The organism is Actinoallomurus vinaceus (assembly GCF_039542055.1).
Lineage (GTDB): Bacteria > Actinomycetota > Actinomycetes > Streptosporangiales > Streptosporangiaceae > Actinoallomurus > Actinoallomurus vinaceus.
In genome coordinates, this window is sequence record NZ_BAABHK010000008.1 from 43,267 (window position 1) to 69,224 (window position 25,958).

The window sequence follows — 25,958 nt, forward strand, 5'->3', positions numbered from 1 at the left end:
TGCCGGACCGCGAAAGCGGCTGAGCTTGGCCAAAGCTTAATGGGCGATTACTTTGGGCGTCGCGCTGACGGGTAGGTCCGGTCCGGATTCGAGATTCCCGGAGTTAGGAGAATCATGAGACGTGGCCGGACTCTCATAGCCGCGCTTTTCGGGCGCCTGGGCATCATTGTCGGTCTCCTGGTGGGCGCGTCGCTCGTCGCGGGGCCGGCGATGGCGATCCCGCCCGCGTCGGACCCGGCCAGGGTTCCGCTGTTCCGTCTGTGGAATCCGGCGATCGGCGACCACTTCTACACGACTTCCGTCGAAGAGCGGAACAACGCCGTGGTCAGGTACGGCTACCTCAGCGAAGGCATCGCCTGCGAGGTCTTCTCAGCCTGAGTTCTCAAGCTGACTCCGCATCGAGATCCCTGGCGTTCACCGCTCCCTCGGGGTGGCGATCGCCGGGGATTTTCGTGTCGGTGGTCGTCACGACGCGTCGTCGGCGGCGCTCCGGGTCTCCGTGTCGGCGAGGGCGGCGGCGACGTCGTCGTACATGGGGAGGCGCTGGGCCAGTCCGGTGATCCACAGGACTCGCGAGGTGCGGTACTGGGCGCCGGCCAGGGCGAGGAAGCCGCCTTCGGTCGTGGTGAGGCGCTTCCAGTAGGAGACCACGGTGCTGAGGGCGCTGGTGTCCATGAAGTCCAGGCCGGTCAGGTCGAGGATGATCTTGCCGCCGTGCTGCTTGATGACCTTGTCCAGGCACGTGATGAGCTCGGCCCGGCTGATGATGTCCAGTTCACCGCTGACGTGCAGGACCGTACGGTCGCCATGCCGGCTGGAAGACAGTTCGAGCGCTGCCATGGTGCCCCCCCTCGGCCGTGGAGGACCCACGGTACCGGTCAGATGTACCGCGCTGTCGGAGAGAGTTCCAATCGTACGACTGTGCCGTTGATTCCCGTCCTGATGTTGACGGCCGAACAGATCTGACGGGCGACCCAGATCCCCATGCCGCCTTCCGCGTCGGGCGGCGGGGGGCTTCCGCCGGGGGTGTCGGCGGGCGTCCAGGTGCCGCTGTCGTGGATCTCGGCGATGACGCGGCTGTCCTCGGTCCACATGCGCAGCTCGGCGTAGTGCGACCCGTGGCGTACGGCGTTCGTCGCGATCTCGTTGACGGCGATGACCAGGTCGCCGATCAGGCCTTCGTTCATCCGGTATCGGCGGGCGTGCACCTCGGTGAAGCGACGCAGGATCGGCAGCTGTTCCGCCGTGAACTTCATCTCGCTCATGGGGCCGGCCGAATCGTTCGGTGGTCGCTGCCAGGGCCTTGCCATGGAGTGCGTAGCCACCATAACGAGCCCTCGCATGTCTGTCTCACCCTGCCCGTCATTCGAGGTCATACTCACCCGTGCCATCGCGACTCACTACCGCGCAGTGTCATATACCCATTTGACGTGCTTTGCTGCGTGCTGGTGCCGACTTCCGGGAATTCCGATCCGGCTGGGGCCGGCCGTATGCGGGCGCTGGGCCGCGTACGCGGGTCTGCCTGCGGTTCCGTCGATCCGGAGCCTGATGCCCCTCGGCGAATGATCGGATTTGGCCTACTTTGCCAGTAACCGGCACTTCTCGGGAGGACTGGTGGCGATCGTCGTGAGCCTCGCGGCAGGGGAGGACCAGCCGGTCGACCCCCGTGCCGACGCCTTCGTGCTGTTCCGTACCGAACTCTCCGACACCCACGGCCTGCACGGAGGCGACCTCTACTCGATCATCGTGGGAGGGGAGTACTGGGCGCTGTGCGACGCGCTCACCGTCATCACGGGACTGAAGGCGGACGACCCGGTCGATGTGGCCTGGACCCGGATGAACGCCCAGGGGACGTCCGTCGTCGACGACCCATGGCGCATCACGTACCGGGGCGACCCGGGAGGCGGCCTCCGCACATCGCACGGCGGCCAGTTCGGCCTCGACCGTACGGTCCGGCTCCGCCTCCGGGTCCATAATCCGAACGACTACCCGATCACCGTCGGCGCCGCGACGGCCGCCCGGGTCGCGCTGGTCGGCTACTGATCCACGCCGCTCGGTTGCCGACCGCCTGAGCCCGTCGGCTGCCGGTCCGCGCTGACCCGGCCCCGGTCCGCCGGGACGGGATCAGCGCGGAGGAGACCATCTCAGCGGCCGAACCGCACCTGGCCGCGGGCGTCGGCGGCGAGACGGATGGAGTCGCCGTCGCGGATCGGGGCCTGCTCGCCGGGTTGGAGTCGCCGGTCGTTGATGAAGGTGCCGTTCGTGGAGCGCTCGTCGCGCAACCACGGCTGGCCGCCCCCGTCGATGCCGACTGTGGCGTGCCGGCGCGAGACGTTGTCGAACCGCGAGAACGTGCTCGCCACCGGCGACTGCACCGGGTCGCGTCCCAGTATGAGCTCCTGGCCGGCACCGCACTGCACCTCGCCGGAGGAGAACTGGATGAACACTGTGAGCTGCTGCTGCCCGCCGGCGCCCGCCTGGTCGTGCAGCGGACGCAGACACGAAACGCAGACCGGGTTGCCGATGTCGGGGATGTCGGCCCCGCAGTGCGGACAGAACGGCGTGAACGCGGCCGTCGACTCCCCACCGGTCATGGTGGGCTCGCGCGGCGGCGGCGGCACGTGCGGCGCGCCAGGACCGCCGTAGCCGCCCCCTCCGTACCCCTGCTGCTGGGGCGGCGCGTACTGCTGCTGCGGCGCGCCGTAGGGCTGCTGCTGGTCGTGCTGCGGGGGCGCACCGTACGGGGACTGCTCCGGCTGCTGCGGAGCGCCGTACGGGGACGAGTCCTGCTGCGGAGGAGCGCCGTACCCAGACGGGTCCTGCTGCTGCGGGGGCGCGCCGTACGGCTGCTGGTTCTGCACCGGAGGGTACGACGAGTTGCGCTGCTGGTCCTGCGGCGCGCCGTAGGACTGCTGCGGGGGCGCGCCGTACGGGGACTGCTCCGGCTGCTGCGGAGCGCCGTACGGAGACGGGTCCTGCGGGGCACCGTAGGACTGTTGCTGGTCCTGCTGCGGCGGGTACTGCTGCTGCGGCGCGCCGTAGGGCTGCTGCTGCTGCTGGTAGTCCTGCTGCGGCCCGCCGTAGGGCTGCTGCTGCTGACCCCCGTAGGGCTGCTGCTGGTCCTGCTGCGGCGGGTACTGCTGCTGCTGCGGATAGGGCGACTGGCCCTGGTCCTGAGCCTGGTAACCCCCGGGCTGTTGGGGAGCCGGGGGCGCTTCCCGCCGGGCCAGGTTCGCTCCGCAGTTGATGCAGATGAGATCCCCTTGCCGTACCGGAGCGGCACAGACCGGGCATGTCAGGGGCGCCATGAAACCTCCCCGGCGTGTACCCCGGAGAGCGAGAGTCGCTCCGTCAGCCGCTCCATGTCGCCCCTCCGAGGAATCCCGATGTAGTAGATACGGTTGTCTTCCACCGAAACCTGCATATGGGGTGTTTCTTCGCCCCTCGCGTCACCATAGCGTTTCCTGCCAAGGTCACTGACAGCGATGATCTGTTGGTTCGACGATCCGCGCCACTGAAGCCCCCGATCTACTTGGTTCAGGCGTTCAATGTACGGTCCCGCGACGACCGCATCGCACAACTCGAGAAGTTCGCGGGTGCGGGCGGACCTCCGGAGTCGTGACGCTGCGTAGCCGCTGTACACCAGAATGTCCACCTCGGGCGGCGCCCAGGCACGGATGCCGAGCAGCAGGGCGCGCAGCGCCTCCGGCTGCTGGAAGGGCTCTCCGCCGGAGATCGTGACGCCGTCGACGCCGCTCAGGGACCTGAGCCAGCCCAGCACCGTGGCGACCGGGATGGCCGTGCTCGGGTCCGCCTCCCATGTGTCACGGGACAGGCAGCCCGGACAGTGGATCGTGCAGCCCTGCGTCCAGATGCCCGCGCGCCGGCCGGGGCCCAGCGTGGTGACCGGGAAGTGCGCCTTCGCCAGCAGTAGTGTCCGCTCCTGGTCACGAGGGTCGGCGTTCACCGCAGCTCCAGCCGGACGATGCTGCCGTCGCGGTGGATGCCCGCGACGGTCACGTCGGTGGCCGGGCCGCGGTCGAACAGCGCGCGGGCCAGCGGGTTGATGAAGTACGACTCCAGCGCCATGCCGATCCCCCGGCCGCCCTTGTCGAGCTCGCTCGTGCACCAGACGCGCAACTCCGCGACCACGTCGTCCGACAGCCGCAGCTTCATGTGGTGTTCGTCACTCACGCGACGGCAGATGTTGGCGAGTTGTAGATCGAAGATCTGGTCGGCCGCCTCCGGTCCGATGAAGTCGAAGATGACGATGTTGTCGCCGAACCGGTTGAGCAGCTCCGGGCGGTTCAGCGCGGTCGTGAAGTGCTCGGTGACGGCGCCGCGGACCTGTGCCTCGAGCTCCTCGTACGGCATGCCGGGGGTGATGCCGCGGGTGCCGAGGTTGGAGGTGAAGACCAGGATCGACTCGGAGAAGAACGCGGTGTTGCCCCGGCCGTCGGTGAGCCGCCCGTCCTCGAGGATCTGCAGGAACTTGTCGAGGATGCGCGGGTGCGCCTTCTCGATCTCGTCGAACAGGATGACGCGGAACGGGTCCTGGCGCACGGCGTTCGTCAGCTCACCGCCCGCCTCGAAGCCGACGTAGCCCGGCGGCGAGCCGATGAGCCGGTCGCCGGCGTGCTCGGCGGAGAACTCGCTCATGTCGAACCGGAGGTAGGCGTCCTCGTTGCCGAACACCAGCGAGGTGATCGCCTTGGCCAGCTCGGTCTTGCCGACGCCGGTGGGCCCGGCGAAGAACAGCACGCCGCGCGGGCGGCTGGAGGCGCGGGCGGCCTGTGCCCCCGACAGGCCCAGGACGGCGCGCTTGAGGATGTCGAGCGTCTTGGTGACCGCCTGCGGCTGCCCGAGGACGCGGGCGGGCACCCGCTCCTCCCCATCGACGATGCGCCGCCGCAGGTGCTCACGCTTCCAGGGGTTGTCGAGCACGCCGAGCTTGTACGTGCGGACGGCGTCGGGCAGGTCGTGCAGCGGGACGTCGCGCTCCTTGGCGAGCCGGGTGATCTCGATCATCGCCTGGAGCGTGAGGCCCTCCGCCTCCTGCGCGAAGTCGTCGGTGATGTCCAGCTCGGGGTCGGTCGTCTCGAACGCGCGGGCCAGCAGCCGCGCGGTCTGCTGCCGGTCGCCGAGGTGGGGGCGCGGGATGGCGATCTCGCGGATCGCGTCGTTGTCGGCGGTCAGCCACGGCGGCAGGTCGCCGGGGCGGCCGGCCAGCCAGATGACCGGGTTGTACAGCGGCTTCGGCCGGTCGCCGTCTCCGCGTACGGGCAGCGCGGTGCGGGAGAGCTTCTCGCAGAAGACGAAGAAGTCGCGCTCGGCCGGCTCGAGGTCGGTGGGGCTGCGCGCGATCCGGGAGGCGTAGTCGATGACGAACGCGGCGCGGATCGGCCGGGTGGGCCGGGCCAGCGCGCTCAGGAAGGCGCGGAGCCCCTCCAGGGAGGGGACCTTCCGCTCGTCGACGCGGCTGCCGAACAGGCTCGCGGCGGCGTCGGCGGCGGCCTTGTCGTCGGCGGGGTGGATCCGCAGCCCGTCGACGCGGTCGTAGCCGACCATGAAGGAGTAGCCGCTGCGGCGCAGGGCCTCCCACAGCAGCTCGCGGAGCGGGAAGAGCCGGCCTTCGTCGGGGACGAGGAAACTGTCGTGCAGGTTGCCCCAGAGGACGTACTGCGCGTGAACGGACAGGGTGGCGTCCAGCTCGCGGACGAACGCGGGCCAGCTCGCCAGTCGTGTGTCGCCCGAAGGGCCCGGCTGCGTTGTCACCTGCCTGAGCCTAACCGCTGCGGGCCCCGTCTTCCGGTGGGTGACGACCGCGTGGCCGGGGATGTCCCGGTATCACGCGATCGTCACCGAACGGTCAGTTCAGCCGCCGACGGCGCTCGCCGGCGGGGTCTTGTCCTGGAAGCCGGCGCCCGCGCCGCCGGCGTCCTTGCGGAACCCCTCGATCCCGTCGAAGACCCCCCCGATCTCCGTGGGGTCGGCGTTTCCGCCCTTGAGCTTGCCGGCCAGGTCCTTCATCGACGAGCTGAGCTTGTCGATCGGACTGATCAGCACCTTGCACAGGGTCGGGTCGGCCTGCGCGTTGGTCTTCGCCCGGCGGAGCTGGTCGAAGGCGAACACCGCGGCGACGGCCGCCTTGGCGATCGACCTCTTCCGCTTCGGCGCGCCGGCCTGGAAGGCGCCGCTCTTGAACGGCGTGTAGATGTAGCGCTTGAACGTGCCGGCCGCGAGACCGGCGTTCGTGATGAACCGGGTCTTGGCGAACTTCCTCGTCGCCTTGGTCGGGCACGCCGCCGGGCTGGCCGTCTGTCCGGAGGCGCCCTGCGCCCCCGCCGTGGCCTGCGGCGCGCCGGCGGCCGGTGCCTGCGGCTCCTGCCGGCTCTTGGTGCCGCCGCCGCACCCGGCAAGGGGTAGCAGCATTATCGAAATGATGATGAAGGATTTGCGGAGCATTCGTTTCCCCCGAATAGCCCACTGACTTGGACAATTTAGATGCGTCCTCGGCATCGCACTTCCCTTTTTACCGTGTGCGTTGCGTCGGCGTGAATAACGGGTCTTAGATAAGACGGAGGCGTGAGTGCGATATCGTCATTCGATGTGACATCGCGGACCTCATTCGCCCTCGTTCTGCTGCTCGTGGCCGCCGCAGGCTGCGGCCACGCCGAGCGGCCCGCTCCGGCGGCCACGACCCCGTCCGGACCGCCGGCCTCCGAGGCGTACAACGCCGATCAGCTGACCCAGGCGCTCCTCACCGACATTCCCGGATATGAGCGGTCAGGGGCACCACAAACAGGGCAGTACGGCTCGCTGACCGCCGTACGGAATTCCCTGCAGATGCAGCAGGCGGCGAAGCTCGACAAACCGCAGTGCGCGTCGTCCACCCGGGCCGTCTCTTCGGAAAAGGCGGTCTGGTCCGCGCCCTCCGCGCTGGTCGCGTTCGTCAAGGGCCGGGACCAGACCGTCTCGGAGACCTTGATGGCGGTCGGCCCGGACGTCGCCGCTCAGCAGGTGGGGCTCCGCGTGCCCGCCTCGTGCCGCAGCTTCCGCGTCAGCGTCGGCGGTCGCTGGGCGACCGGCTCGGTCGTGGACGGCGGCGACACGCGCATCGGCGAGGGCTCCCGGACCGTCGGCGTCTCGACGACCTCCGGCGCGGCATCGGTACGGACGTGGTTCGTCGTGCTGCGCTCGCGCGGATACCTCGCCACGGTCACGCTGTACGGGCCCGGCGCGACGCGGGACGAGGCCGAGCGCCTCGCCCAGCAGGCGTACCAGCAGGCCGAACGCATCCTGCCCTAGAAGGGATCTACGGGGTAACGTGCCGGTGGGGTGAAGGAGGACGCGGTGGTGGGCAGGCAGGGCCGGGTGACCGGCAAGATCGGTCCAGGCCTGGTCGGTGAGGTCATGATCCCGATTCGCGGCGGTGTCGAGGCGTTCTACGCCTATCCGGCCATTCAGGGGGAGGAGATCCCGGTGGGCTCCCTCGTGGTGGTGATGGATTACCACCCGCCGAGAACCGTTTACGTCTCCTCTGCGTCTATCTGACGTAAGAATCGCTGCGGCTCCCGAGGAGGAGCGATGCCGATAGTCGCCTTGGCGATCGGCGCGGTCGTCGCCGTCATCATTCTCATCATCATCTTCAAGGCGATCTGGCGGGTCGCCGAACCCAACGAAGCGCTGATCATCTCCGGTCTCGGAGCGAGGGCGCACAACCGGGACACCGCCGAGAGTCTCGGTTTCAAGATCACGACGGGTAAGGGCACCCTGGTCCTGCCCGGCTTCCAGACCTGCCGTCGGCTGTCGCTCGACACCCGGGTCTCCACGCTCGAGGTCACCTGCGTGACCTCCCAGGGCATCAAGGTGCACGTCCGCGGCGTCGTGATCTACAAGGTCGGCGACGACTTCACCTCCATCGCCAACGCCGCCCGGCGATTCCTCGACCAGCAGAAGCTCATGGACGACAAGACGCACCAACTGTTCGCCGGGCACCTGCGGTCCATCGTCGGCAACCTCACCGTCGAGGACCTCCTCCGCGACCGCGACCGGCTGACCAACCAGGTCCGCACCTCCTCCGCCGACGAGATGGGCAAGCTCGGCCTCGTCGTCGACTCGCTGCAGATACAGGACATCGAGGACGAGGTCGGCTACATCGACAACCTCGGCAAGCCCGACTCCGCCGCCGTCGCCGCGGCCGCGCGCATCGCCGAGGCGCAGCGCAACCAAGAGGCGACCGAGGCGGAGCAGCGCGCCGAGCAGGCCAACGCCGGCCAGGTCCGCGACACCGAGATCAAGAAGCGCGAGTACCAGGGCCAGGTCGACCAGGCCGCGGCCGAGGCCCGCCAGCAGGTCATCCTCAAGGAGACCAAGAACGCCGAACTCGAGGCCGACCGCCGGGAGAAGGCCCTGGAGGCCGAGGTCCGCAAGCCCGCCGACGCGAAGGCGTACGAGCGGGTCACGCTCGCGGAGGCCGAGCGACAGGCGGCGGTGGCCACGGCCAGCGCGAAGGCGGAGGCCACGAAGATGGCCGGTCAGGCCGAGGCCGAAGCGACCCGGGTGAAGGGCCTGGCCGAGGCCGAGTCGATCAAGGCCCGGGCCGACGCGCTCGCCGAGAACCAGGAAGCGGTCATCGCCCAGCAGCTCGCCGAGAACTGGCCCGAGATCGTCGCCGCGGGCGCCAAGGTCTTCGGCAACGTCGACAACATGGTCGTGCTCAACGGCGCGGAGGGCGTCGAGGACATGCTCGCCAAGGCGCTCACCCTGGGCGGCACCGGCCTGGGCGTCGCCCGGCAGCTGCTCGCCTCCATGAACGGGCAGAACGGGCAGCCGGACCTCGCGGTCCACAACGGCAGGCCCGCCTCCCCGGAGCAGGCCATCGAGCCCGGCGGCACCGCCTGAGAACGGTCCTGCGCGCCGCGGCCCCTCGCTCACACCTGAGAGCGAGGGGCCGCGCACGTCACCTGAGGCAGTGAGGGCCGGAGGGATTCGTTCCGGACCCTCATACGGCGTGCGGCCCGATAGCGTTCCGATATGACCGATGCACGGGTTGCCGTCACCGTCGATCTCGTCGTCCTCACGGTCCGTGAGCATCGGCTGTGCGCGCTCGTGTGGCGTCGTGACCGGCCGCCGTACGCGGGGGCCTGGTCCCTCCCCGGTGGCTTCGTCCAACTCGATGAGGACCTGCCCGTCGCCGCCCAGCGGCTGATGGCCGAGCGGGCGGGTCTGGCCGGGGTACGGGTGCACCTGGAACAGCTCGCGACGTACGGCTATCCGGACCGTGACCCGCGTCAGCGGGTGGTCAGCGTCGCCTACCTGGGGCTCGCTCCCGACCTGCCGGCGTCCAGCCGGGCCCAGGTGCTGTGGGAACCGGTCGACGACCTGACCCAGCGCGATCAGGCGGCGTTCGACCACCGTCGCATCCTGCTCGACGGGGTGGAGCGCGCCCGGGCCAAGCTGGAGTACTCGCCGCTGGCCGCGGCGTTCTGCCCGCCCGAGTTCACCGTCGCGGAGCTTCGGCGGGTGTACGAGATCGTGTGGGGGACGCCGCTCGATCCGCGGAACTTCCACCGGAAGGTGACGAAGGCGGAAGGGTTCCTGGTGCCGACGGAGCGGACGACGACGCGGGACGGCGGGCGGCCCGCGCGGCTCTACCGTCGGGGCAGCGCCGAGTCACTGCATCCGCCGATGATGCGCCCGGCCTGTTGATGAGGCATATGTCCGGTTTTGGTACCTTTCTGGCCATGCCCGAGGACCTTTCCCCAGAGCTCGTACGCCAGATGATCGACGAGGTCGGCGAGGAAGGCGTCGCGGCGATGGGGCGGATGCCGGGCCTCGCCGCCGCCGTCGACCAGCACTCCGCCGCGATCCGCGACGTCATCGCCGGGATGGGAGAAGAGCTGACCCCCCGGGTCCTGCGGGACTACCTCGAAGGCTTCGCCGACGCCGCCATCGAGCGCGGCTGGTGGCCGGGCGACGACTTCGACTGGGAGACGGTCCGAGTGGTCGCCGTCTGCTCGCTCATCCGCGAACTCCAGGACCTCCGGTAGCGACCGGCCGACCGGTCTGAACGCAGGACCGCCGGTTGCCGCCGAGCGACCCGTCTGGGACGCAGGGTGCCCCGGCGGCGACCGGCCGACCGGTCCCGAGCGCCAGCTGACCTGTCTGGGACGCGGGTGCTCCGGTGGCGGCCGGCCGACCGGTCCCGAGCGTCGACCCATCCGTCTGGGACGCGGGTCCGGCGGCGACCGGTCCCGAGCGTCGGCTGACCCGTCTGGGACGCGGATGCTCCGATAGCGACCAGCTGACCGGCCGGTCCCGAGCGCCGGCCGACCCGCCTGGGGCGCGGCTCCGGTGGCGACCGGCCGACTGGTCTGAGCGCAGGACCGCGGGTTGCCGCCGAGCGACCCGTCTGGGACGCGGATCCGGTGGCGACCGGCCGACTGGTTTCAGCGTCGCCCCCGGCGGGTCGCCGGTCGCTGTCAGCGTGGACGGTCCTGCGGTCCCCGGGGTGTCTCGGCGGACGGGCCGCGTGGTGGCATCGTGCCCGTCTCCGGGCGCCCGTGCGGCGCCTCGGGGGTGCCGCGTGGCATCTCGGCCGTTCCGGTCATCCCGGGCGAGGCCTCGGTCGGTGTTCCCGCGCCTCGCTCGGCGTCCTCGCGCCCGCGCGCGTACGCTCCGGTGCGGGCCGACGCCGTCTCGGTCTCCGCGCGCGTCAGCCACCGCTCCCAACGCTGCTGCATAGGCCGGACCATGCCGCCGCCCACGCCGATGGCGATGACGGCGCCGACCGTGGCCAGGACGGCGATCAGCACCGGTGTGGTGACGGTCGTGGCGATGCCGACCTGGTTGAGGGCGGCGATGACGCCCAGCGCGATGATGAAGATCGAGGCTAGGTTCGCCAGCAGCCGGCCGTACGACAGCCCGCCGAGTGCGCCGCCGACGATGTCGCGCACCGCGTGTGCGATCGCCGAGGCGATGATGACGATGATGACGGCGACCACCAGCCGGGGCAGCCAGGCCACGATGGAGCGCAGCACGTTGCTGACCGGGTTGGGGCCGAAGACGTTGAACGCCAGCTCCAGGGTGACCAGGAGGATCGCGTAGTACACCAGCTTGGCCAGCAGGCCGGACGCGTCGTACTTGCCGCGCTGGAGCGCCTCGCCCACCACTCCGCGTTCGGCGACGCGGTCGAAGTGGAGCCGGCGCAGGACCAGCGCGACCACCCGCTGGATGATCTTCGCGATGATCCAGCCGATGACGAGGATGATGATAAAGACGATCAGCCTCGGCACGACCCGGGCGACGGCGTCCAGGACGTTCTGCAGGCTCCTGCCGACATCGATTTGCGCAACGGTGCCCATGACGATCTCCCCCCGATGGCGCGGACACCCTTTTGTAGCCATTCGTACCCTTTTGCTAGGCGGCGCACTCTGGTCGCCCACCGATGGCGACAGTGCCCCGTACGGCTTCGTAAAGTGATCCCGTACGTCTTCATCCCGGGAGGACAAGGGTGTCCGAGCAGCGCAGTCCACGTTTCCGTTCCGTGCTCGACGACTACGTCGCGTACAAGCCCGGCAAGGTCGCCAGGTCACCGGAGGGCCGCTCGTACAAGCTGTCGTCGAACGAGTCGCCGTACGGGCCGCTGCCGTCGGTGCGCGAGGTGATCAGTGATGCGGGCGGACTCGTCAACCGCTACCCCGACAACGGCTGTACGGCGCTGATCGACGCGATCGGCGGACGCTTCGGTGTCCCGCCGGAGCACGTCGCCGTCGGTTGTGGGTCGGTCGGCCTGGCGCAGATGCTGCTGGAGTCCGTCGGCGAGCCCGGCGTCGAGGTGGTGTACGCCTGGCGTTCCTTCGAGGCCTACCCGATCCTCGCGGACCTGGCCGGCGTCACCTCGGTGCGCGTGCCGCTGGCCGAGGAGACCCACGACCTGCGGGCGATGGCCGACGCGATCACGGACCGGACCCGGCTGATCTTCGTCTGCAACCCGAACAACCCGACCGGCACGGCCGTCCAGCGCCCTGAGCTGGAGGCCTTCCTCGACCGGGTGCCGGAGGACTGCCTCGTCGTCCTGGACGAGGCCTACCACGAGTACGTCCGCGACCCCGAGGTCCCCGACGGGCTCACGCTGTACGGCGACCGGCCGAACCTCGCCATCCTGCGCACCTTCTCCAAGGCGTACGGTCTGGCGGGCCTGCGGGTCGGGTTCATGGTCGCGCAGCAGCACATCGCCGAACAGGTGCGCAAGACGTACCTGCCGTTCTCGGTCAACGCCGTCGCCCAGGCGGCGGCCATCGCCTCGCTGCGCGCCGAGGACGAACTCCTCGAACGCGTCGAGGCGACCGTGAAGGAGCGCGAGCGGGTCCGCGACGCGCTGCTCGCCCAGGGCTGGACGGTCCCGCCGACCGAGGCCAACTTCGTGTGGCTCCGGCTCGGCGAGGACACCATGGCGTTCTCCGGCGCCTGCGACGCCGCCGGGGTCAGCGTGCGCCCCTTCGCCGGGGAGGGGGCGCGCGTCACGATCGGCGCCCCGGAGGAGAACGACGCCTTCCTCGCCGTGGCGGAGGCCTACCGCGAACGGTCCTGACCCGCGGGCTCCACGACCTGCTCGCCCCCGGTGGCCGGACCCGGCTCCGGGGGCGCGACCGTACGGGACCGGCGCTCGGTGGACACGACGAGACCCACACCGGCGATGATGATCAGGCCGCCGGCGAGGATCGTCCACGTGGCGTGCTCGCCGGCGAACGCCACGCCGAGCAGCACCGCCACCGCCGGGTTGACGTAGGCGTACGTCCCGACGAGGGAGATCGGCGCGTTGCCCAGCAGCCACACGTACGACGTGAAGGCCACCAGCGAGCCGAAGACGATCAGATAGGCGAGACCCAGCCAGGACGTCCGGGAGACCGCGTCGAGGTGCAGCGTCTCGCCGCGCCCGAACCCGGCGACGAGCAGCGCCAGGCCGCCCGCCGCCATCTCGTACACGCTCGCGGCGAAAGGGTTCTCCGGCATCGGCAGCCGGGACGACAGGAACGAGCCGATCGACCACGACAGCGACCCGAGCAGGATCACGACCACGCCGGTCGCGTCCCCCGACCCGCCGCCTCGGGTGAGGGTGAGCAACGCGAGCCCGATGAAGCCGACCAGCACGCCCGCGACCGTGGCCGCCGCGGGCCGGTCGCCGGTGCCCCACCGGAAGATGACCAGCCACAGCGGCACGCTCGCGACGAGCAGTGCGGCCAGGCCCGTGGAGATGTGCTGCTCGGCGACGCCGACCATGCCGTTGCCGCCGGCCAGCAGCAGCACACCGACGAGCGCCGCAGTACCGAGCCGGCGCCAGGGAACGCGCAGCACGGACGGCCCGCGCAGGATCACCAGCACGGTGGCGAGGACGATGGCGGCCGTCAGGAACCGCATGGCGGCACTGACCATCGGCGGCATCGTCTCGACGACGAAGTGGATGCCGAGGTAGGTGGAGCCCCAGACGACGTAGACGATCGGGAGGGTCACCCAGACCAGCGGCGAGCGGGTGTCATGAGTCTGTGTGGTCATCGCTCATTACACGTTAGCGGTGCGAAGCACTCCGCGCCACGTCGTTCTTCGGACGTTCACCCCCTTCGATCCCGCCGCCGTCGAGTCCCCGCTGCGAGGGGCCGCCCTCGCGGTCAGGTGGAGACGCCGACGGTCTGGGGAGAGCGGAACACGCGGTCGGGGTCGTACTGGTTCTTCACTTTGAGAAGTTTTGGATAATTTGCGCCGAAGTAGGCCTGTTTCCAGTTGGAGAGCCCCGCGTCGGCGTAGTTCTGGTACGCCTGCCCGCTCGCGTACGGCGTCATCGCCGTGTGGAAGGTGCGCAGCCAGGCCTGCTGAGCCCGGATCGCGCCAGTGGCCGCGGCCGTCGTCCAGGTCGTGGTGAATTGCGCGTTGAAGAGGCCGTTCCGGTGGACGAACGCGGTGGCATCGGGGGCCACCCGGTTCACGGCACCGCCCAACGCGTCGAAGGCGATCCCGCCCTGCCCACCGCCCGCGAGACCGCCGCGACGCCGGACCGCCTCGATGATCGTGTCGATGGCCGCCCCCGCCATCGGACGAGTGAAGATGTGCGAGGCCGCGTACTCGGATTCACGGCTCTCCTGGCCGACGGACGTGCGGCCGGGAAGCCTGCCCGGTAGGTGGCATTGCGCCGTACTACGCGTCGTGCAGCCGGCTTCGATCATCATCGCGTGCTCGTACGTGGTCGTCTCGATCACGTGTGATGAGGGCTCCGCGCCGATCCGGGCCTGCAAGGTTTCGATCAGCCGTACGGCATCCTCCTGAGCGCCGAGGTAGGTGCCGCCGACCTGGAGGGTGGGCGCGGCCTGGGCCTGCCCGTCGAGAACGTGAAGGTTGGACCACAGTTCGTCCGGCGCGAACGGGGCCCAGCGCTGCCAGGCGTCGATCACCGCCCGGGCCTTCGACCACGGCCAGCTCAGAAAGAACACGACGATCGAGGAGGTGCGGTGCGTGGCGAACGTGAAGGAGGTCGCCACGCCGAAGGTGGCCCCACCGCCTCCTCGGCAGGCCCAGAACAGGTCGGGGTCGTTCCGCGCGTCGCAGCTGCGTTTCCGCCCGTCCGCCGTCACCATCTCGACCGCGCGGAGATTGTCGGAGAGGATTCCGTGCGCCCGCGAGACCACGCCGACACCGCCGCCGAGGGTCAGGCCGGAGATGCCGACGGTCGGACAGGATCCCGCCGGTATCGAGACGCCGGCGGTGTTGAGCCGGTCGTAGACGTCGACCAGTCGCGCCCCGGCGCCGATCGTCGCGGTGCCCGACGGGGAATCCATCCGAATCGACGACATCGGGCTCACATCGATGACGAGACCCGTGCCGAGTGACGCCCCGGTGTAGCTGTGCCCTCCGCACCGTGGCGTCACCGACAGGCCGTACCGCCGGACGAAATTCAGGCATTCCGCGACGTCATGCGGACTCTCGCAATAGGCGATTCCCGCCGGCCTGATCGTGTCGAAGCGGGGGTTGAAGTTCTTGCGTGCCGTGGCGTAATCGGCGTCATCCGGCCTGATCAGCCGCCCTGTCAGCGATCTGCCGAGCGCCGACCAGTCGGTGGTCTTCGGTGTTTGAGACGCGTGCAGTGGGCCGCTCGCGGCGGGGCTTTGGCCAGGTGATCTGCACGCCCCCGCGGCTGTCGTCGTCAGCGCGCCGGAAACAGCGAGCCCGGCGGTACGCAGGAATTCTCTCCGCCCGAAAGTCATATCCCGGTAGATGCGACGAGTGGTGGAGAAGTTCGTCTCGGTGACCGGACCCGTTCCCCGGGGACGGCGGCGAAGTCCTCAGGCCCGCTCGCCGCCGCGCCGGATCTACAGGCCGGCGGCGGGCGTCAACCGCAGGCGTAGTCGAAGGCGCCGGAGGCCTGGAGGACGGGCTTCCCGGGCCGGACGACCTCCAAGGTGGCGACCGCGTGCATGGTGCCGGTGCCCTTCACCGTCCAGCGCAGCGGGACCTGGACCGAACGCTCCCCCTTGCGCACGCTCTCGGACAGCATCCCGGAGACCTCGCCGTCACTGCGCCGCCACCGGTACGCGATGTCGCCGTGGCCGCCGTCCGTACGGATCGTGCCGACCACCCGCACGGTCGTGTCGCACGACTGCGTCGTCTTCGGCGCGCTGACGCTCACACCGGTCACCGTGACGCCGGGACCGCCGCGCAGCAGCCACCACACGAGCAGGCCGGCGAGCACGGCGACGCCCAGCGTGAGCAGCCCGCCCACCACCCGCCGCGCGAGCGACCGCCGCGTCACGGACCGGCCCCGCCACTTCCTGGCGACCTCCGGCGGCACGCCGGGCCCGAAGCGCAGCGTCACGCCGTCCCGTGATGCCCCCGGCATCGCGCCGGCCTCCCCAGGACGCGCGTAGTCCCCAGGACGCGCCTGGTCGACAGGACGCGTCGCGTCAACGGGCCGCGGGTCAACGGGACGCGTCGGGTCAACGGGCCGCGTCCAGTCGATGGGATCCGTCTGGTCGATGTCACGCCGTGTCTCGTCCATCCCTGTCATCCCGTCCCCGTCTGCGGGCATGTTCCGGTTCCGCTGGCGGAATGACCGTCGGCCGAGGCGGTGGCGTCCACCGTCCTGACACACCCCCCGATGGTCGTGCTGACCTGCACCGTGCGACTGCCGGGCCCTTGGGTGCTCGCCGACGAGGAGACGGTCTGCTCTCCGGAGCTGAAGGCCACCGTGATGCTCACCGTCCCGGCCCCGCTGATCGTCACGGTGACGGTTGCCGTCACGGGGTAGCCCCCGGCGACGCGACCCGTCGACGAGCCGACGCTCACCTTCTCGACCTTGATGCCGGTGACCGCCGTGGGAACGGTCTTGGTGGGCTTCGGCGTCGGCTTCGGGGCGATGGCGACCGGGGTGGTCGGGTCGGTGGTCGGGGGAGTCGTCGTCGTGACGGGTGAGCCGGTCGTGGCCGGCGGCGACGTCGGGGTGCCGGACGTCGGGACCGAGCCGGTCGGCGTGGTCCCGTCCGATGGTGTCGGAGTCGTCGTCGGTGACGCCGTGTCGTCCGGTGGCGGGGACTCGGCGACCGCCGACGGCGTCGAGGTGGCGGACGCGCCCGGACCGATGGCGTGGTGGGCGCCCGCCAGGACGAACGCCCCGCCGCCGCCGGCCAGCAGCGCCCCGGCCGCGACCCCGGCCACCACCATGAGGCGGCTCTTGCCGAGACGCGTCAGGGCGAGCGTCGTACCGCCGGTGGCGATCGGCTGGGCCAGGGGGAAGAGGTAGGCGAGCAGGGCGGCGAGGGCCGCGAGGCGGACCCGGCCGCGTTCCTCCCAGCCGGGGCCGTACCCGGCGAGCGCCGCGTCCTCCAGCTCGGCGAGGAACACCTCGGCCGAGGGCGGCCGTTCGGCGAAGTCCTTGGCGAGGCCCCGCGCGACCAGGCCGCGCAGTTCGGGCGGGACCCGCTCGACCGGGACGGGGTCCAGGCGGTGCGCGGCGGCGAGGGCCCACAGCCCTTCGATCGGGTACGGGCGTTCGCCGGTGAGACATTCGTAGAAGACGGCGGTGGCGGCGTACACGTCCGTGGTCGGCCCGACGGCGCCGGAGGTCCACTGTTCGGGGGCCATGTAGGCGGGGGTTCCGGACGCGGTCGCGCGTTCCTCCGCGTGGACGGCGATGCCGAAGTCCGCGAGCCTGCTCGTCCCGTCGTCGTGGACGAGCACGTTGGCGGGCTTGTAGTCGCGGTGGACGACGCCGGCCGCGTGGGCGGCCGCGAGACCCCGCAGCGAGCCCTTGAGGACGACCAGGGCGGCCTCCGGGCCGGTCGGCCCCTGGGTGCTGAGGATGTCCTTGAGCGTGACCCCGTCGACCAGCTCCATGACGAGGGCGGCGGCCGCCGGGGTCTCGACGTACTCGTAGAGGCCGACGACGTGCGGATCGGTCAGCTCCGCCATGAGCCGCGCCTCCGCCCGGAACCGCTCGAGGAAGCCGGGGTCCGACCGGAGCTCGTCCGACAGGTACTTGATGGCCGCCGGAGTGCCGGTCGCCTCGTGCACGGCGAGGACCACCGTGCCGGAGGCACCTTGGCCCAGGATCCGCACGTGCCGGTATCCGGGAACCGTCCAGTTTCCGTCCATGGCGTTCCTTGCTCGTAACAACGGAGAGCGTCGAAGGCCCGACACTACGTATGCGACGTTCGCCGCACATGCCGAGTTGAGGGAACGCGATGAAGTGGCCAGATTTGGCCATGACCAGTGAAGATGACTATCAGTCGGGAGGAACGCGACACATTCGCCGGTTTCATCCCGTCAGCACGCGCCGACCGGGGCCACCGAGTGCCGATGGGGGCCGCGCAAGTGTCGACGGGGGGCTGCCCGAGTGTCGACGGGAGCCGCCCGAGTGCCGATCGGGGCCGCCCGAGTGTCGGGCGGCCCCGTCGTCGATCACCGTGGGACCCGCGGCCGGAGCCTGCTCTGAGCCCCCGCTCCGAGAGCCCCGTGCCGGCGGGTCAGCCCGTGGCTCTCGGTCCCAGCTTCTCGACGATCAGCCGGTACAGCTGGCGGGGACGGCCCGGCTGCGGCGTGCGGTTCGGCGGGAGGGGCCAGGCGAGGCCTTCCTCCACCAGCGTCCGCAGCAGCCGCCGGGCGGTGCGCGGGGTGACGCCGAGCATCTTGCCGGCGTTCTCCGCGTCCACGATCAGCGGTTGCTGGGACCCGCTCTCCTCACCGGGCTGGTCGGCCAGCTTGTCGGCCAGGCGCGCGAGGATCTCCAGCCCCTTCGGCTTGGCCGGCGCGGGGGCGCGCGGTGGCGTCCGCGGCGCGGGTACGAGCGCCCGTCCGTCCCGGTCGAGGGCGAAGCCCTGCGCCCGCTGGGACGTCTGCGACCGGGCGAGGGCCGCGCGCGCGTGCGTCTCCGCCTCCTGGGCGGTGCGGCCCATGCCGATGCCGACCTCGACGGCCAGGCCCAGCTCCTCCCGTACCCGCTCGATGAACGGCGGGGTGCGGAAGCCCTCCGTCGCCGCCGCGATCGAGCCCCGGGTGGCGGTGACGAGGTAGCTGTGGTCGTCGAGCGGCCAGACCGCGGCGCTCATCCGGTGCGCCTCCTGCAGGAGGAGACGCTGCAGCGACAGCTTCAGCTCCTCGCGCCAGTACCGCGGCGTGACACGGCGGGGAGTCTCCCGCAGTGTCGGGACGTCGACGACCACCACCACGAGCTGGGACTCCTCCAGCCGGTGGTGGGCGCCGAGCAGCGCCGAGGTCTGCAGCGCGGACCGGATCGCCGCGCCGGTCGGCCGGATGCGGAGCGTGGGCACGCCGGCCAGCTCCAGTCGTTCGGCCGTCGCGTGCACGCAAGTGAGCGCGACACTTGTGGCACCGCGGCGCCACAAACGCTCATGAAAGGCAGCCAGCGTCCCCGGTCCGGCAGCCTCCTCCCGCAAGTGCACGTGCTCGGTGCTGAGATTGATCTCGCCGTAGGCCTCCTCGACCTCCGCGCGACTGAGCACGTCGATGCTGACGCGCGCCGGCTCGTGGCTCTCGTCGAGCGCGGCGCGCAGAAGTGCGCCCTGCAATGCCGCGCCGTTGAGAGGGACGAAGGTCGCCGGCATCGTGAGGACGCCCGCCTTGCGGGCGAACTCGTACGGGACCGGGCTGGCGAACAAGCAGACGTCCACCCCCGACCCGAGCCGTACGACCTTGTCCGCTGCCTCCTGCTCGTCCCGGTACGCCGCCGCGACCAGGCGGCTGGGCACCGGCGTGGGGCCATGGCCCATGAGCATGACCCGCTCGACCAGATCGTGTGGTCCGACGACGCCGATGGTCAGATCGGGTGTGACCGATCCGCCTCGAGGTCCGCTCATGTCCGCCCCTCCCGGCGCCGTCGCGCCTCCAGTGGCGGCCCTGCCCGCCGTGTACCCCCGCGCGTGACCGTCCATAGACGGCCTTCACCCAACGCATGACTCATCGCACTGACGCCCCTCCCGGTCGTCCGCCCCAGCTCCGTGAACTTCGCCTCATTGGGCAGATCGCCGGAGCACCACGGGATGTGACGCGTCTTCGCGAAATCGGTTAAGAGTGCGTCAGAAAACTACTAGTAGAGCGCGTCCGGTGAGGAAGTTATTACTAACCGGATAGGTCACCGGCGGTCGGAAGCCTTGTGATCATCACACTTTCGACCGTTGCTCGACAAGCGCTTTACGACGACGCCCCGCCACGTTCACCCTTCGGGCGTACGTGGCGGGGCGTCGGTCGCGGAATGCGGGATCAGGCCAGGCGCTCGATGTCCGCGCCCAGGCCGTTGAGCCGACCGGCGATGTGCGAGTGGCCGCGGTCGAGGTAGTAGCCGTTGGTGATGGTGGTCTCGCCTTCGGCGACCAGGCCGGCCAGCACGAGCGCGCTGCCGGTACGCAGGTCGTGCGCCACGACCTCGGCGCCGCGCAGCGGGGTCGCACCGTTGACCTTGGCCCGGTTGCCGTTCACCTCGATGTCGGCGCCCATCCGTACGAGCTCGTCGGCCAGCTTGAAGCGGCCGTCGAAGATGCGCTCGTAGATGTAGCTCGGCCCGTCGGCCAGGCAGGACAGCGCCATGATCGGCGACTGCAGGTCGGTGGCGAAGCCGGGGTACTCGTCGGTGATCACGTTGATCGGGCGCAGCGGACGCTCGCGGCGCACCCGGAGGACGGCGCCCTCCTCGGAGAACTCCACGCCCATCTGCTCCAGCTTGTCGGCGGCGACGCCGAGGTGCTCGAGCGAGGCGCCGACCAGGCTGATCTCCCCGCCGGTGATGGCGGCCGCCATGACCAGGACGCCGGCGTCGATGCGGTCGGGCATCACCGTGTGCTGGACCGCGGTGAGCCGGTCCACGCCCTCGACGGTGATGAACCCGGTGCCGCCGCCGGTGATGCGGGCGCCCATGCTCTGGACGAACTTGATGACGTCGAGGACCTCGGGCTCCAGCGCGCAGTTCTTGATCAGCGTGGTGCCGTGGGCCAGGGAGGCGGCCATGATGAGGTTCTCGGTGCCGGTGTGGGACGGCGTGTCGAGGTAGAGGGTGCCGCCCTGCAGCTGACCGGCCTTCACGTGGATGCTGCCCCGGCCGTCGTCGCTCACCAGCTCGGTGACCGTGGCGCCCATCCGCTTGAAACCGTTGTAGTGGAAGTCGAGGTTGCGGCTGCCGAGGTTGCACCCGCCGACGCCCTCGATCACCGCCTCGCCGAGCCGGTGCAGCAACGCCGGGACAAAGAGGAAGGAGCCACGGAACCGCGAGGCGATCTCCTCGGGCAGGACCGGGCTGGTCAGCTGCGACGCGTCGATCACCAGGGTGCGCTCGGCCTCGTGCAGCTCGGCCTTGGCGCCGACCGCCTCCGCCAGCTCGACCGCCCGTTTCACGTCCTCGATGATCGGCACGTTGCGCAGGACCGTACGGCCCTCCGCCGCCATCAGCGAGGCACCGATCATGGGAAGTACAGCGTTCTTGGCGCCCTGGACGAACACGGTGCCGCGCAACTCGGCGCCACCCCGCACGCGGTAACGGACCTCGTGGCCCAAGCTCATATCGCCGGTGCTCCTTTGGCTGCGGTGAAGTTAGACTGCCCGCTCGGTAAGGTCGGCGGGTCACGAGTGCCGCGTCTGTGACGCGGGCGGCCCCAGTATTCCATTGGGTGTCGTGTGGCATGACCGAAACGTCCGGTCTTAAACGCCCGGGCTGGGCGGCCGTCTCGATCTGTTGGATGCCACCGGTCCCGGATTGGTTCGCGGGAATCCGGATCTCCGGCGACGCGGCGGGCCGATGCGTTCGCCGTGGTACGGGTATGGACGTGTGCCCAGAGGATACCTACGTCGACGACTGTTCCTGACGTGTCGGATCGGGCCACTATCGTCGGATCATGACCGAGACACCCGGCTGGGACGCGATCGACGACGCGCTCTCCCGCGTTTACGGCGACACCGAGCCGCTCCATTTCGGCACCGTTCACAAGTGGGCACTGGGCGGCCCGGACCCGCTCGACGGCATCAGCGCCTACCCGCGTACGGACCCGGTGTCGCACTGGCACTTCGTGAGCTACGGCATGACCGAGCTGTACGCCAAGGAGTCGTCCGATCCGGACGAGTCCGGCTGGGGATTCGAGTTCACGTTCCGGGTGGCCCGCGACCCCGCGGAGACCACGCCTCCCGTCTGGGCGATGAGCCTCCTGCAGAACCTCGCCCGCTACGTCTTCCAGTCCGGCCGGTGGTTCGAGCCGGGCCACACGATGAACGCCAACGGCCCGATCGCGGCGAGCCGTACGGACTCGGCGATCCGGGCGCTCACGTTCACCGTCGACCCGGAGCTCGGCGAGATCTCCACGCCGCACGGGAAGGTTCAGTTCCTGCAGCTCGTCGGGTTGACGCTCGATGAGTACGACGCCACGCGGGAGTGGAGCAGCGGCGCGCTGCTCGGGCTGCTCGAGCCCCGGATCCCGCTCCACGTCACCGACCTCGACCGGGCCTCCCTCCTGGCCGATCCGGCGATCGCCGCGGCGGTCCAGGCGGGCATCGAGCGAGACGGATCCACGGGCGGCGCCCTCTACGTCAGCGTGGCGGCCTGGGCACGTGACGGGGACACGACGGTCCTGACGTTCGGCGCGCTGCCGGCGCCGAACATCGCCCGGGCCGTGGCCGCGAGGCTGCCGCGCGGCGAGGGCGTCATCGTCAGCGAGGACGACGGGTCGACGATCACCTTCCTGCCGCATGAGCGGTTCGCCGCCGAGCCGACGGACGAGCACTCGCTCGCGATCGGCGTCCCGCCCGGCGCGATCGACGACCTCGTCGCCGCCCTCCGCCCCGAGGCCGGCCGGCACCCCGTACCGTCCCTGCCCGGACTCGTCATCGAGATCGAGCCGTCGATCATCCGCGACCCCCACGGCGAACCCACCGGCGAGGTCATCGGCTGACCAGCCGCCCCGACCGCTCGGCGCCGGTCCGGCATCGGCCCGGCCCCTCGGGACCGCGTTGGCCGGGGTCTCTCGGCCAGGGGGCGGCCCCGCCGCTCGGTTGGTGTCAGGCCTCGATGGTGACGGTGTCGCCGACGGTGATCGTGCCCAGGGTGCGGGGGATGGCGTTCTGTCCGAAGACGACGCCGCGGTCGCCGTCGGGCAGCGTCCGGGTGCGGTAGGTCGCCAGGGTGCGCAGCGGCTCGCGGGCCTTGACCGCCGTCTCCTGGTCGGTCGTGGTGATGACGCAGCGGGTGCAGGGCTTGACCAGCTCCAGCTCGACGTCGCCGACGCGCAGGAGGCGCACGGAGTCCTCGCCCCACGCACCGAGGCCCTCGACGACGATGCTGGGCCGGAAGCGGTTCATCGGCAGCGGCTCGTCGAGGCGGGAGTTCAGCTCGTCGAGCGACTCCACCGAGGTGACGAGCAGCGGATAGCCGTCGGCGTACGCGACCGTGCCGCCGCCGACGCTCGTCGGGCGCCGCCCGGTGAAGCGCATGAGGCGGCACTCCCGGCCCAGGACGTCGGTGAACCAGTCGGCGGCCTCATCGCCCTGGTCGACGCCCTGGCACGGCTTGCCGTGCACCGTGACGTCGACCACCGGGCCGTCGGAGTGCGCGGCGTGCGCCAGGGGCGTGACGTCACCGGCGGACGGCGCGACGTCACCGGCGAGCTCGACGGTCAGTTTCACGCCGTCGTACGACGGGCGCAGCAGCGCCATGCGCGGGACCTCCCGCTGCGACAGGTGCCGTCCATCCGGGCGGACCAGCATGAACGCCCGGTCGTGCCGGAACCCCTCCGGCAGCAGCTCGGCACTGCTCAACGGCGTGCCGCCGCCGCTCTTCAACGGGTAGACGTTCAGCTCACGGACGACGACCGACATGGACGCTCCCTTCCCTCGCCTCCATGATCTCACCGCCGTCCGAGGGTCAGCTGAGGGCGGCGAGGCGCTCGAAGACTCCGGCGAGGCGCTCGACGTAGCGCTCGGGCCGGCAGACCTCGTCGAGCCGCGCCTCGTCGAGGGTCAGCCCGGCCTCGGCCGCGTGCCGGCGCAGCGTCTCGCGGAACGGCGTCCCGGTCTCCCAGGTCTCCATCGCGGCCTTCTGCACGAGCGGGTACGCCTCGTCGTCGCGGGACATCCCGGCGTTCACCAGCTCGAGCAGGACGGTGCTGGTGTAGATCAGGCCGCCGGTGGACTCCAGGTTGGCGAGCATTCGCTCCTTGTCGACGACGAGGCCGGTGACGAGGCGGTGCGTGAGGTTGAGCATGTAGTCGAGCGCGATCGAGGCGTCGGGCAGGGCGATGCGCTCGGTGGAGGAGTGGGAGATGTCCCGCTCGTGCCACAGCGGGATGCCCTCCATCACCGGGGTCACCTGGGCGCGGACGATCCGGGCGAGGCCGGCGAGCCGCTCGGAGATGATCGGGTTCTTCTTGTGCGGCATCGCGGAGGAGCCCTTCTGGCCCTTCCCGAACGGCTCCCACAGCTCCCGCACCTCGGTGCGCTGGCCGTGCCGTACCTCCAGCGCGATCGCCTCGCACACCGTGGACATGATCGCCAGGGTGGAGACCCACTCGCTGATGCCGTCGCGGATCACCACCTGGGTCGACACGTCCGCCGGGGTCAGGCCCAGCTCGGCGGCGACGTACCGCTCGACCTCGGGGTCGATGTTGGAGTAGGTGCCGACGGCGCCGGAGATGGCGCAGACGCCGACAGCAGCCCGGGCCCGCCGGAGGCGGTCGCGGGAGCGGGCCATCGCGAACGCGAAGTCGGCGACCCGGTGTCCCCAGACGTCGGGTTCGCCGTGGATGCCGTGCGTCCGGCCGACGCGCAGGGTGCCGCGGTGCGCGAGACCGTGGTCGCGCAGCGCCGCGACCAGCGCGTCGGCCTTGGCGAGGAGGATGTCGGTGGCCTCGGCGAGCTGGACGGCGAGGGCCGTGTCGAGCAGGTCCGAGGACGTCATGCCGAAGTGCACGTAGGCCGCGGCCTCACGAGGCTTGGTGTTGTCGGCCCACGCGGACAGGAACGCGATCACGTCGTGCTGCGTCGTCGCCTCGATCTCGGCGACGCGCTCGGGCGTCGGCGGTGGAGCGGCGCGCACCGGCTCGACGACGTCCGCCGGGACGGTGCCCGCCTTGGCGTGTGCCTCGAGCACCAGGGTCTCGACCCGGCACCACAGCTCGTACTTGTGCGCGTCGCTCCAGACGCGGCCCATCTCCGGAAGGGTGTAGCGCTCGATCACCCTCCCAGTGTCCCAGGCGTCAGAACAGGTAGCTCACCCAGGACCGCCAGTTCTCGTTCGCGTCGACCATGCTGAACGGCCCGCTCCCGTTGTTGGAGGAGTACTCCCACCAGGCGTAGTCGAGGCCCTTGGACTTGTAGAGCGCGACCTTGTCCTTGATGTACTGGTCGTGGCCGGTGAGGCCGTTGCCGATGCCGAACTCCCCGATCCACACCGGCAGGCTCTCCGCCTTGGCCATGTCGAGCTGGACCTGCAGGTGCGAGGCGAGCGCCGCCTTGTTGGCCGAGTTGTAGCCGGTGGTGCCGTCGGAGGGGTTCGGGTTCTGGCCGAGGCCGCTGGAGTCGTAGCCGTTGGTGTTGGCGCTGTTCGGGTCGCCGTTGTAGTAGTCGTGGAACGACCAGATGAGGTTGCTGCGGCTGGTCGGCGTGAACGACGAGAACGACGAGGTGGGCACCTTCGAGTCGCCGTACGACGGCTCCAGCATGATGCTGGTGGTGCTGTCCGTGGCGCGGATCGCGTTCACGATCTTGGTGTAGTCGGACAGCAGGCTCGCGGACTGGGTGGACGAGCGGTACGGCTCGTTGACCGGGTCGTACGCCGCGATCGCCGTCTCGTCCTTGTAGCGGTTCGCGATGGTCTGCAGGAAGCCCAGCCCGTTGTCGACGACCGCGGCCAGGCCGTCGGCGTAATTCATGTTGCCGTCCCCATCCGGGTCCCAGGCCCAGCTCGGCGCGTGCCCCAGGCCGTCGGGCTGGCCGGACATGTGGATGGTGTCGAGGATGACGTACAGGCCGGCGGCCTTCGCCCGGTCGACCGCCGTCGAGAGGGTGGTGAACGCCGTCTCGTTCCACGCCGCCTCGGTCGGCTGGAACATGTCCCAGAACAGGACCATGCGGACCGCCGTGAAGCCCTTGGCCTTGATCGAGTCGTACGTCGACTGGCCCCAGGTGTCCGTGCTGTCCGCGTCCCAGATCGGCTGGACGTTCGGGCCGATCAGCAGGTGCGTGGTGCCGGCGGAGTCGACGAAGGCGTGCGAGGACGTGGCGTGCAGCCGGGTCAGCGCGGCGGCCTGCGTGGTCGCGGCGGCGGTTCGGGCGACCGGTTCGCGGGCCGGGGCGGCGGCCTGGGCCGTCCCGGCGGCACCGGCCGTCATGAGGAGTGTGGCGAGGGCGAGTCCGACTGATCGGCGCATGACCTTCCCTTCCCGGGTGACCAAGATCGTTTGGGATCCTAGATCAACTTCTCC

Annotated in this window: 25 protein-coding genes; 9 read left to right on the top strand and 16 right to left on the bottom strand. The window is 70.5% G+C overall.

Translation table 11 applies throughout. The features are described from left to right. Positions 1 to 114: 114 nt before the first annotated feature. Entirely contained in the window at positions 115 to 378 is a 264-nt protein-coding gene (locus ABEA24_RS26755; protein ID WP_345433844.1) for a hypothetical protein, read from the top strand. A gap of 87 nt (positions 379 to 465) precedes the next feature. Here ABEA24_RS26755 and ABEA24_RS26760 read toward each other — a convergent pair whose 3' ends face one another. Then, on the bottom strand, positions 466 to 840 hold the full coding sequence (locus ABEA24_RS26760) for an STAS domain-containing protein (protein WP_345433846.1): 375 nt from the start codon (positions 838 to 840) through the stop codon (positions 466 to 468). Between the two features lie 38 nt (positions 841 to 878). Further along, positions 879 to 1,265, bottom strand: a complete 387-nt coding sequence (locus tag ABEA24_RS26765; RefSeq protein WP_345433847.1) for an ATP-binding protein — start codon at positions 1,263 to 1,265, stop codon at positions 879 to 881. A 349-nt stretch (positions 1,266 to 1,614) separates the two neighbouring features. Here ABEA24_RS26765 and ABEA24_RS26770 point away from each other — a divergent pair, with 349 nt between their 5' ends. Then, positions 1,615 to 2,043: a hypothetical protein gene (locus tag ABEA24_RS26770; protein ID WP_345433848.1), complete on the top strand. Its 429-nt coding sequence runs from the start codon at positions 1,615 to 1,617 to the stop codon at positions 2,041 to 2,043. A 101-nt stretch (positions 2,044 to 2,144) separates the two neighbouring features. Here ABEA24_RS26770 and ABEA24_RS26775 read toward each other — a convergent pair whose 3' ends face one another. The 4 genes from ABEA24_RS26775 to ABEA24_RS26790 form a co-directional block, all read right to left on the bottom strand. Further along, positions 2,145 to 3,308 carry an FHA domain-containing protein gene (locus ABEA24_RS26775; RefSeq protein WP_345433849.1) on the bottom strand — a complete coding sequence of 388 codons (1,164 nt, stop codon included), beginning with the start codon at positions 3,306 to 3,308 and terminating at the stop codon, positions 2,145 to 2,147. Beyond that, the gene (locus ABEA24_RS26780) at positions 3,296 to 3,967 is read right to left on the bottom strand and encodes a 4Fe-4S single cluster domain-containing protein (RefSeq protein ID WP_345433850.1); all 672 of its coding nucleotides are present in this window, start codon (positions 3,965 to 3,967) and stop codon (positions 3,296 to 3,298) included. Before ABEA24_RS26780 ends, ABEA24_RS26775 begins: the two co-directional genes overlap by 13 nt. Further along, a complete protein-coding gene (locus ABEA24_RS26785) occupies positions 3,964 to 5,775 on the bottom strand; it encodes an AAA family ATPase (RefSeq protein WP_345433851.1) in 1,812 nt (603 codons plus the stop codon). Before ABEA24_RS26785 ends, ABEA24_RS26780 begins: the two co-directional genes overlap by 4 nt. Positions 5,776 to 5,874: 99 nt before the next feature. After that, on the bottom strand, positions 5,875 to 6,432 hold the full coding sequence (locus ABEA24_RS26790) for a hypothetical protein (protein ID WP_345433852.1): 558 nt from the start codon (positions 6,430 to 6,432) through the stop codon (positions 5,875 to 5,877). A gap of 177 nt (positions 6,433 to 6,609) precedes the next feature. Here ABEA24_RS26790 and ABEA24_RS26795 point away from each other — a divergent pair, with 177 nt between their 5' ends. The 5 genes from ABEA24_RS26795 (at position 6,610) to ABEA24_RS26815 (ending at position 10,052) form a co-directional block, all read left to right on the top strand. Then, complete coding sequence (locus ABEA24_RS26795) at positions 6,610 to 7,308, top strand: hypothetical protein (protein WP_345433853.1); 699 nt, start codon at positions 6,610 to 6,612, stop codon at positions 7,306 to 7,308. Positions 7,309 to 7,338: 30 nt separating this feature from the next. Beyond that, a complete protein-coding gene (locus tag ABEA24_RS26800) occupies positions 7,339 to 7,554 on the top strand; it encodes a hypothetical protein (RefSeq protein WP_345433855.1) in 216 nt (71 codons plus the stop codon). A gap of 33 nt (positions 7,555 to 7,587) precedes the next feature. Beyond that, entirely contained in the window at positions 7,588 to 8,904 is a 1,317-nt protein-coding gene (locus tag ABEA24_RS26805) for a flotillin family protein (protein WP_345433857.1), read from the top strand. 132 nt (positions 8,905 to 9,036) lie between these two features. Next, on the top strand, positions 9,037 to 9,711 hold the full coding sequence (locus tag ABEA24_RS26810) for an NUDIX hydrolase (RefSeq protein WP_345433858.1): 675 nt from the start codon (positions 9,037 to 9,039) through the stop codon (positions 9,709 to 9,711). Between the two features lie 35 nt (positions 9,712 to 9,746). Next, positions 9,747 to 10,052 carry a DUF6401 family natural product biosynthesis protein gene (locus ABEA24_RS26815; protein WP_345433859.1) on the top strand — a complete coding sequence of 102 codons (306 nt, stop codon included), beginning with the start codon at positions 9,747 to 9,749 and terminating at the stop codon, positions 10,050 to 10,052. Between the two features lie 432 nt (positions 10,053 to 10,484). Here the strand turns inward: ABEA24_RS26815 and ABEA24_RS26820 are convergent, their stop codons facing one another. Further along, on the bottom strand, positions 10,485 to 11,366 hold the full coding sequence (locus tag ABEA24_RS26820) for a mechanosensitive ion channel family protein (RefSeq protein WP_345433860.1): 882 nt from the start codon (positions 11,364 to 11,366) through the stop codon (positions 10,485 to 10,487). Between the two features lie 149 nt (positions 11,367 to 11,515). Here ABEA24_RS26820 and hisC point away from each other — a divergent pair, with 149 nt between their 5' ends. Beyond that, a complete protein-coding gene (gene hisC / locus ABEA24_RS26825) occupies positions 11,516 to 12,595 on the top strand; it encodes a histidinol-phosphate transaminase (protein ID WP_345433862.1) in 1,080 nt (359 codons plus the stop codon). On the opposite strand, the gene ABEA24_RS26830 is transcribed toward hisC, so the two are convergent. The 6 genes from ABEA24_RS26830 to murA form a co-directional block, all read right to left on the bottom strand. Beyond that, positions 12,577 to 13,557, bottom strand: coding sequence for an EamA family transporter (locus tag ABEA24_RS26830; protein ID WP_345433863.1), 981 nt, complete (start codon positions 13,555 to 13,557; stop codon positions 12,577 to 12,579). The genes hisC and ABEA24_RS26830 overlap by 19 nt on opposite strands. A gap of 113 nt (positions 13,558 to 13,670) precedes the next feature. Beyond that, entirely contained in the window at positions 13,671 to 15,257 is a 1,587-nt protein-coding gene (locus ABEA24_RS26835) for an FAD-binding oxidoreductase (RefSeq protein ID WP_345433864.1), read from the bottom strand. 125 nt (positions 15,258 to 15,382) lie between these two features. After that, entirely contained in the window at positions 15,383 to 15,889 is a 507-nt protein-coding gene (locus tag ABEA24_RS26840; RefSeq protein WP_345433866.1) for a hypothetical protein, read from the bottom strand. 164 nt (positions 15,890 to 16,053) lie between these two features. Beyond that, entirely contained in the window at positions 16,054 to 17,640 is a 1,587-nt protein-coding gene (locus ABEA24_RS26845; RefSeq protein ID WP_345433867.1) for a serine/threonine-protein kinase, read from the bottom strand. Positions 17,641 to 18,011: 371 nt separating this feature from the next. Then, positions 18,012 to 19,295: a transcriptional regulator gene (locus tag ABEA24_RS26850; protein ID WP_345434307.1), complete on the bottom strand. Its 1,284-nt coding sequence runs from the start codon at positions 19,293 to 19,295 to the stop codon at positions 18,012 to 18,014. Between the two features lie 469 nt (positions 19,296 to 19,764). Beyond that, on the bottom strand, positions 19,765 to 21,054 hold the full coding sequence (murA, locus tag ABEA24_RS26855; RefSeq protein WP_345433868.1) for a UDP-N-acetylglucosamine 1-carboxyvinyltransferase: 1,290 nt from the start codon (positions 21,052 to 21,054) through the stop codon (positions 19,765 to 19,767). 332 nt (positions 21,055 to 21,386) lie between these two features. On the opposite strand from murA, the gene ABEA24_RS26860 reads away from it, so the two are divergent. Beyond that, complete coding sequence (locus ABEA24_RS26860; protein ID WP_345433869.1) at positions 21,387 to 22,433, top strand: suppressor of fused domain protein; 1,047 nt, start codon at positions 21,387 to 21,389, stop codon at positions 22,431 to 22,433. Between the two features lie 106 nt (positions 22,434 to 22,539). Here ABEA24_RS26860 and ABEA24_RS26865 read toward each other — a convergent pair whose 3' ends face one another. From ABEA24_RS26865 to ABEA24_RS26875, 3 genes are read right to left on the bottom strand one after another with little or no spacing between them, the layout of a single operon-like run. After that, the gene (locus tag ABEA24_RS26865; RefSeq protein ID WP_345433870.1) at positions 22,540 to 23,355 is read right to left on the bottom strand and encodes an MOSC domain-containing protein; all 816 of its coding nucleotides are present in this window, start codon (positions 23,353 to 23,355) and stop codon (positions 22,540 to 22,542) included. Positions 23,356 to 23,401: 46 nt separating this feature from the next. Then, complete coding sequence (purB, locus tag ABEA24_RS26870; protein ID WP_345433871.1) at positions 23,402 to 24,712, bottom strand: adenylosuccinate lyase; 1,311 nt, start codon at positions 24,710 to 24,712, stop codon at positions 23,402 to 23,404. A 19-nt stretch (positions 24,713 to 24,731) separates the two neighbouring features. Then, on the bottom strand, positions 24,732 to 25,904 hold the full coding sequence (locus ABEA24_RS26875) for a glycoside hydrolase family 5 protein (RefSeq protein ID WP_345433872.1): 1,173 nt from the start codon (positions 25,902 to 25,904) through the stop codon (positions 24,732 to 24,734). Positions 25,905 to 25,958 lie beyond the last annotated feature (54 nt).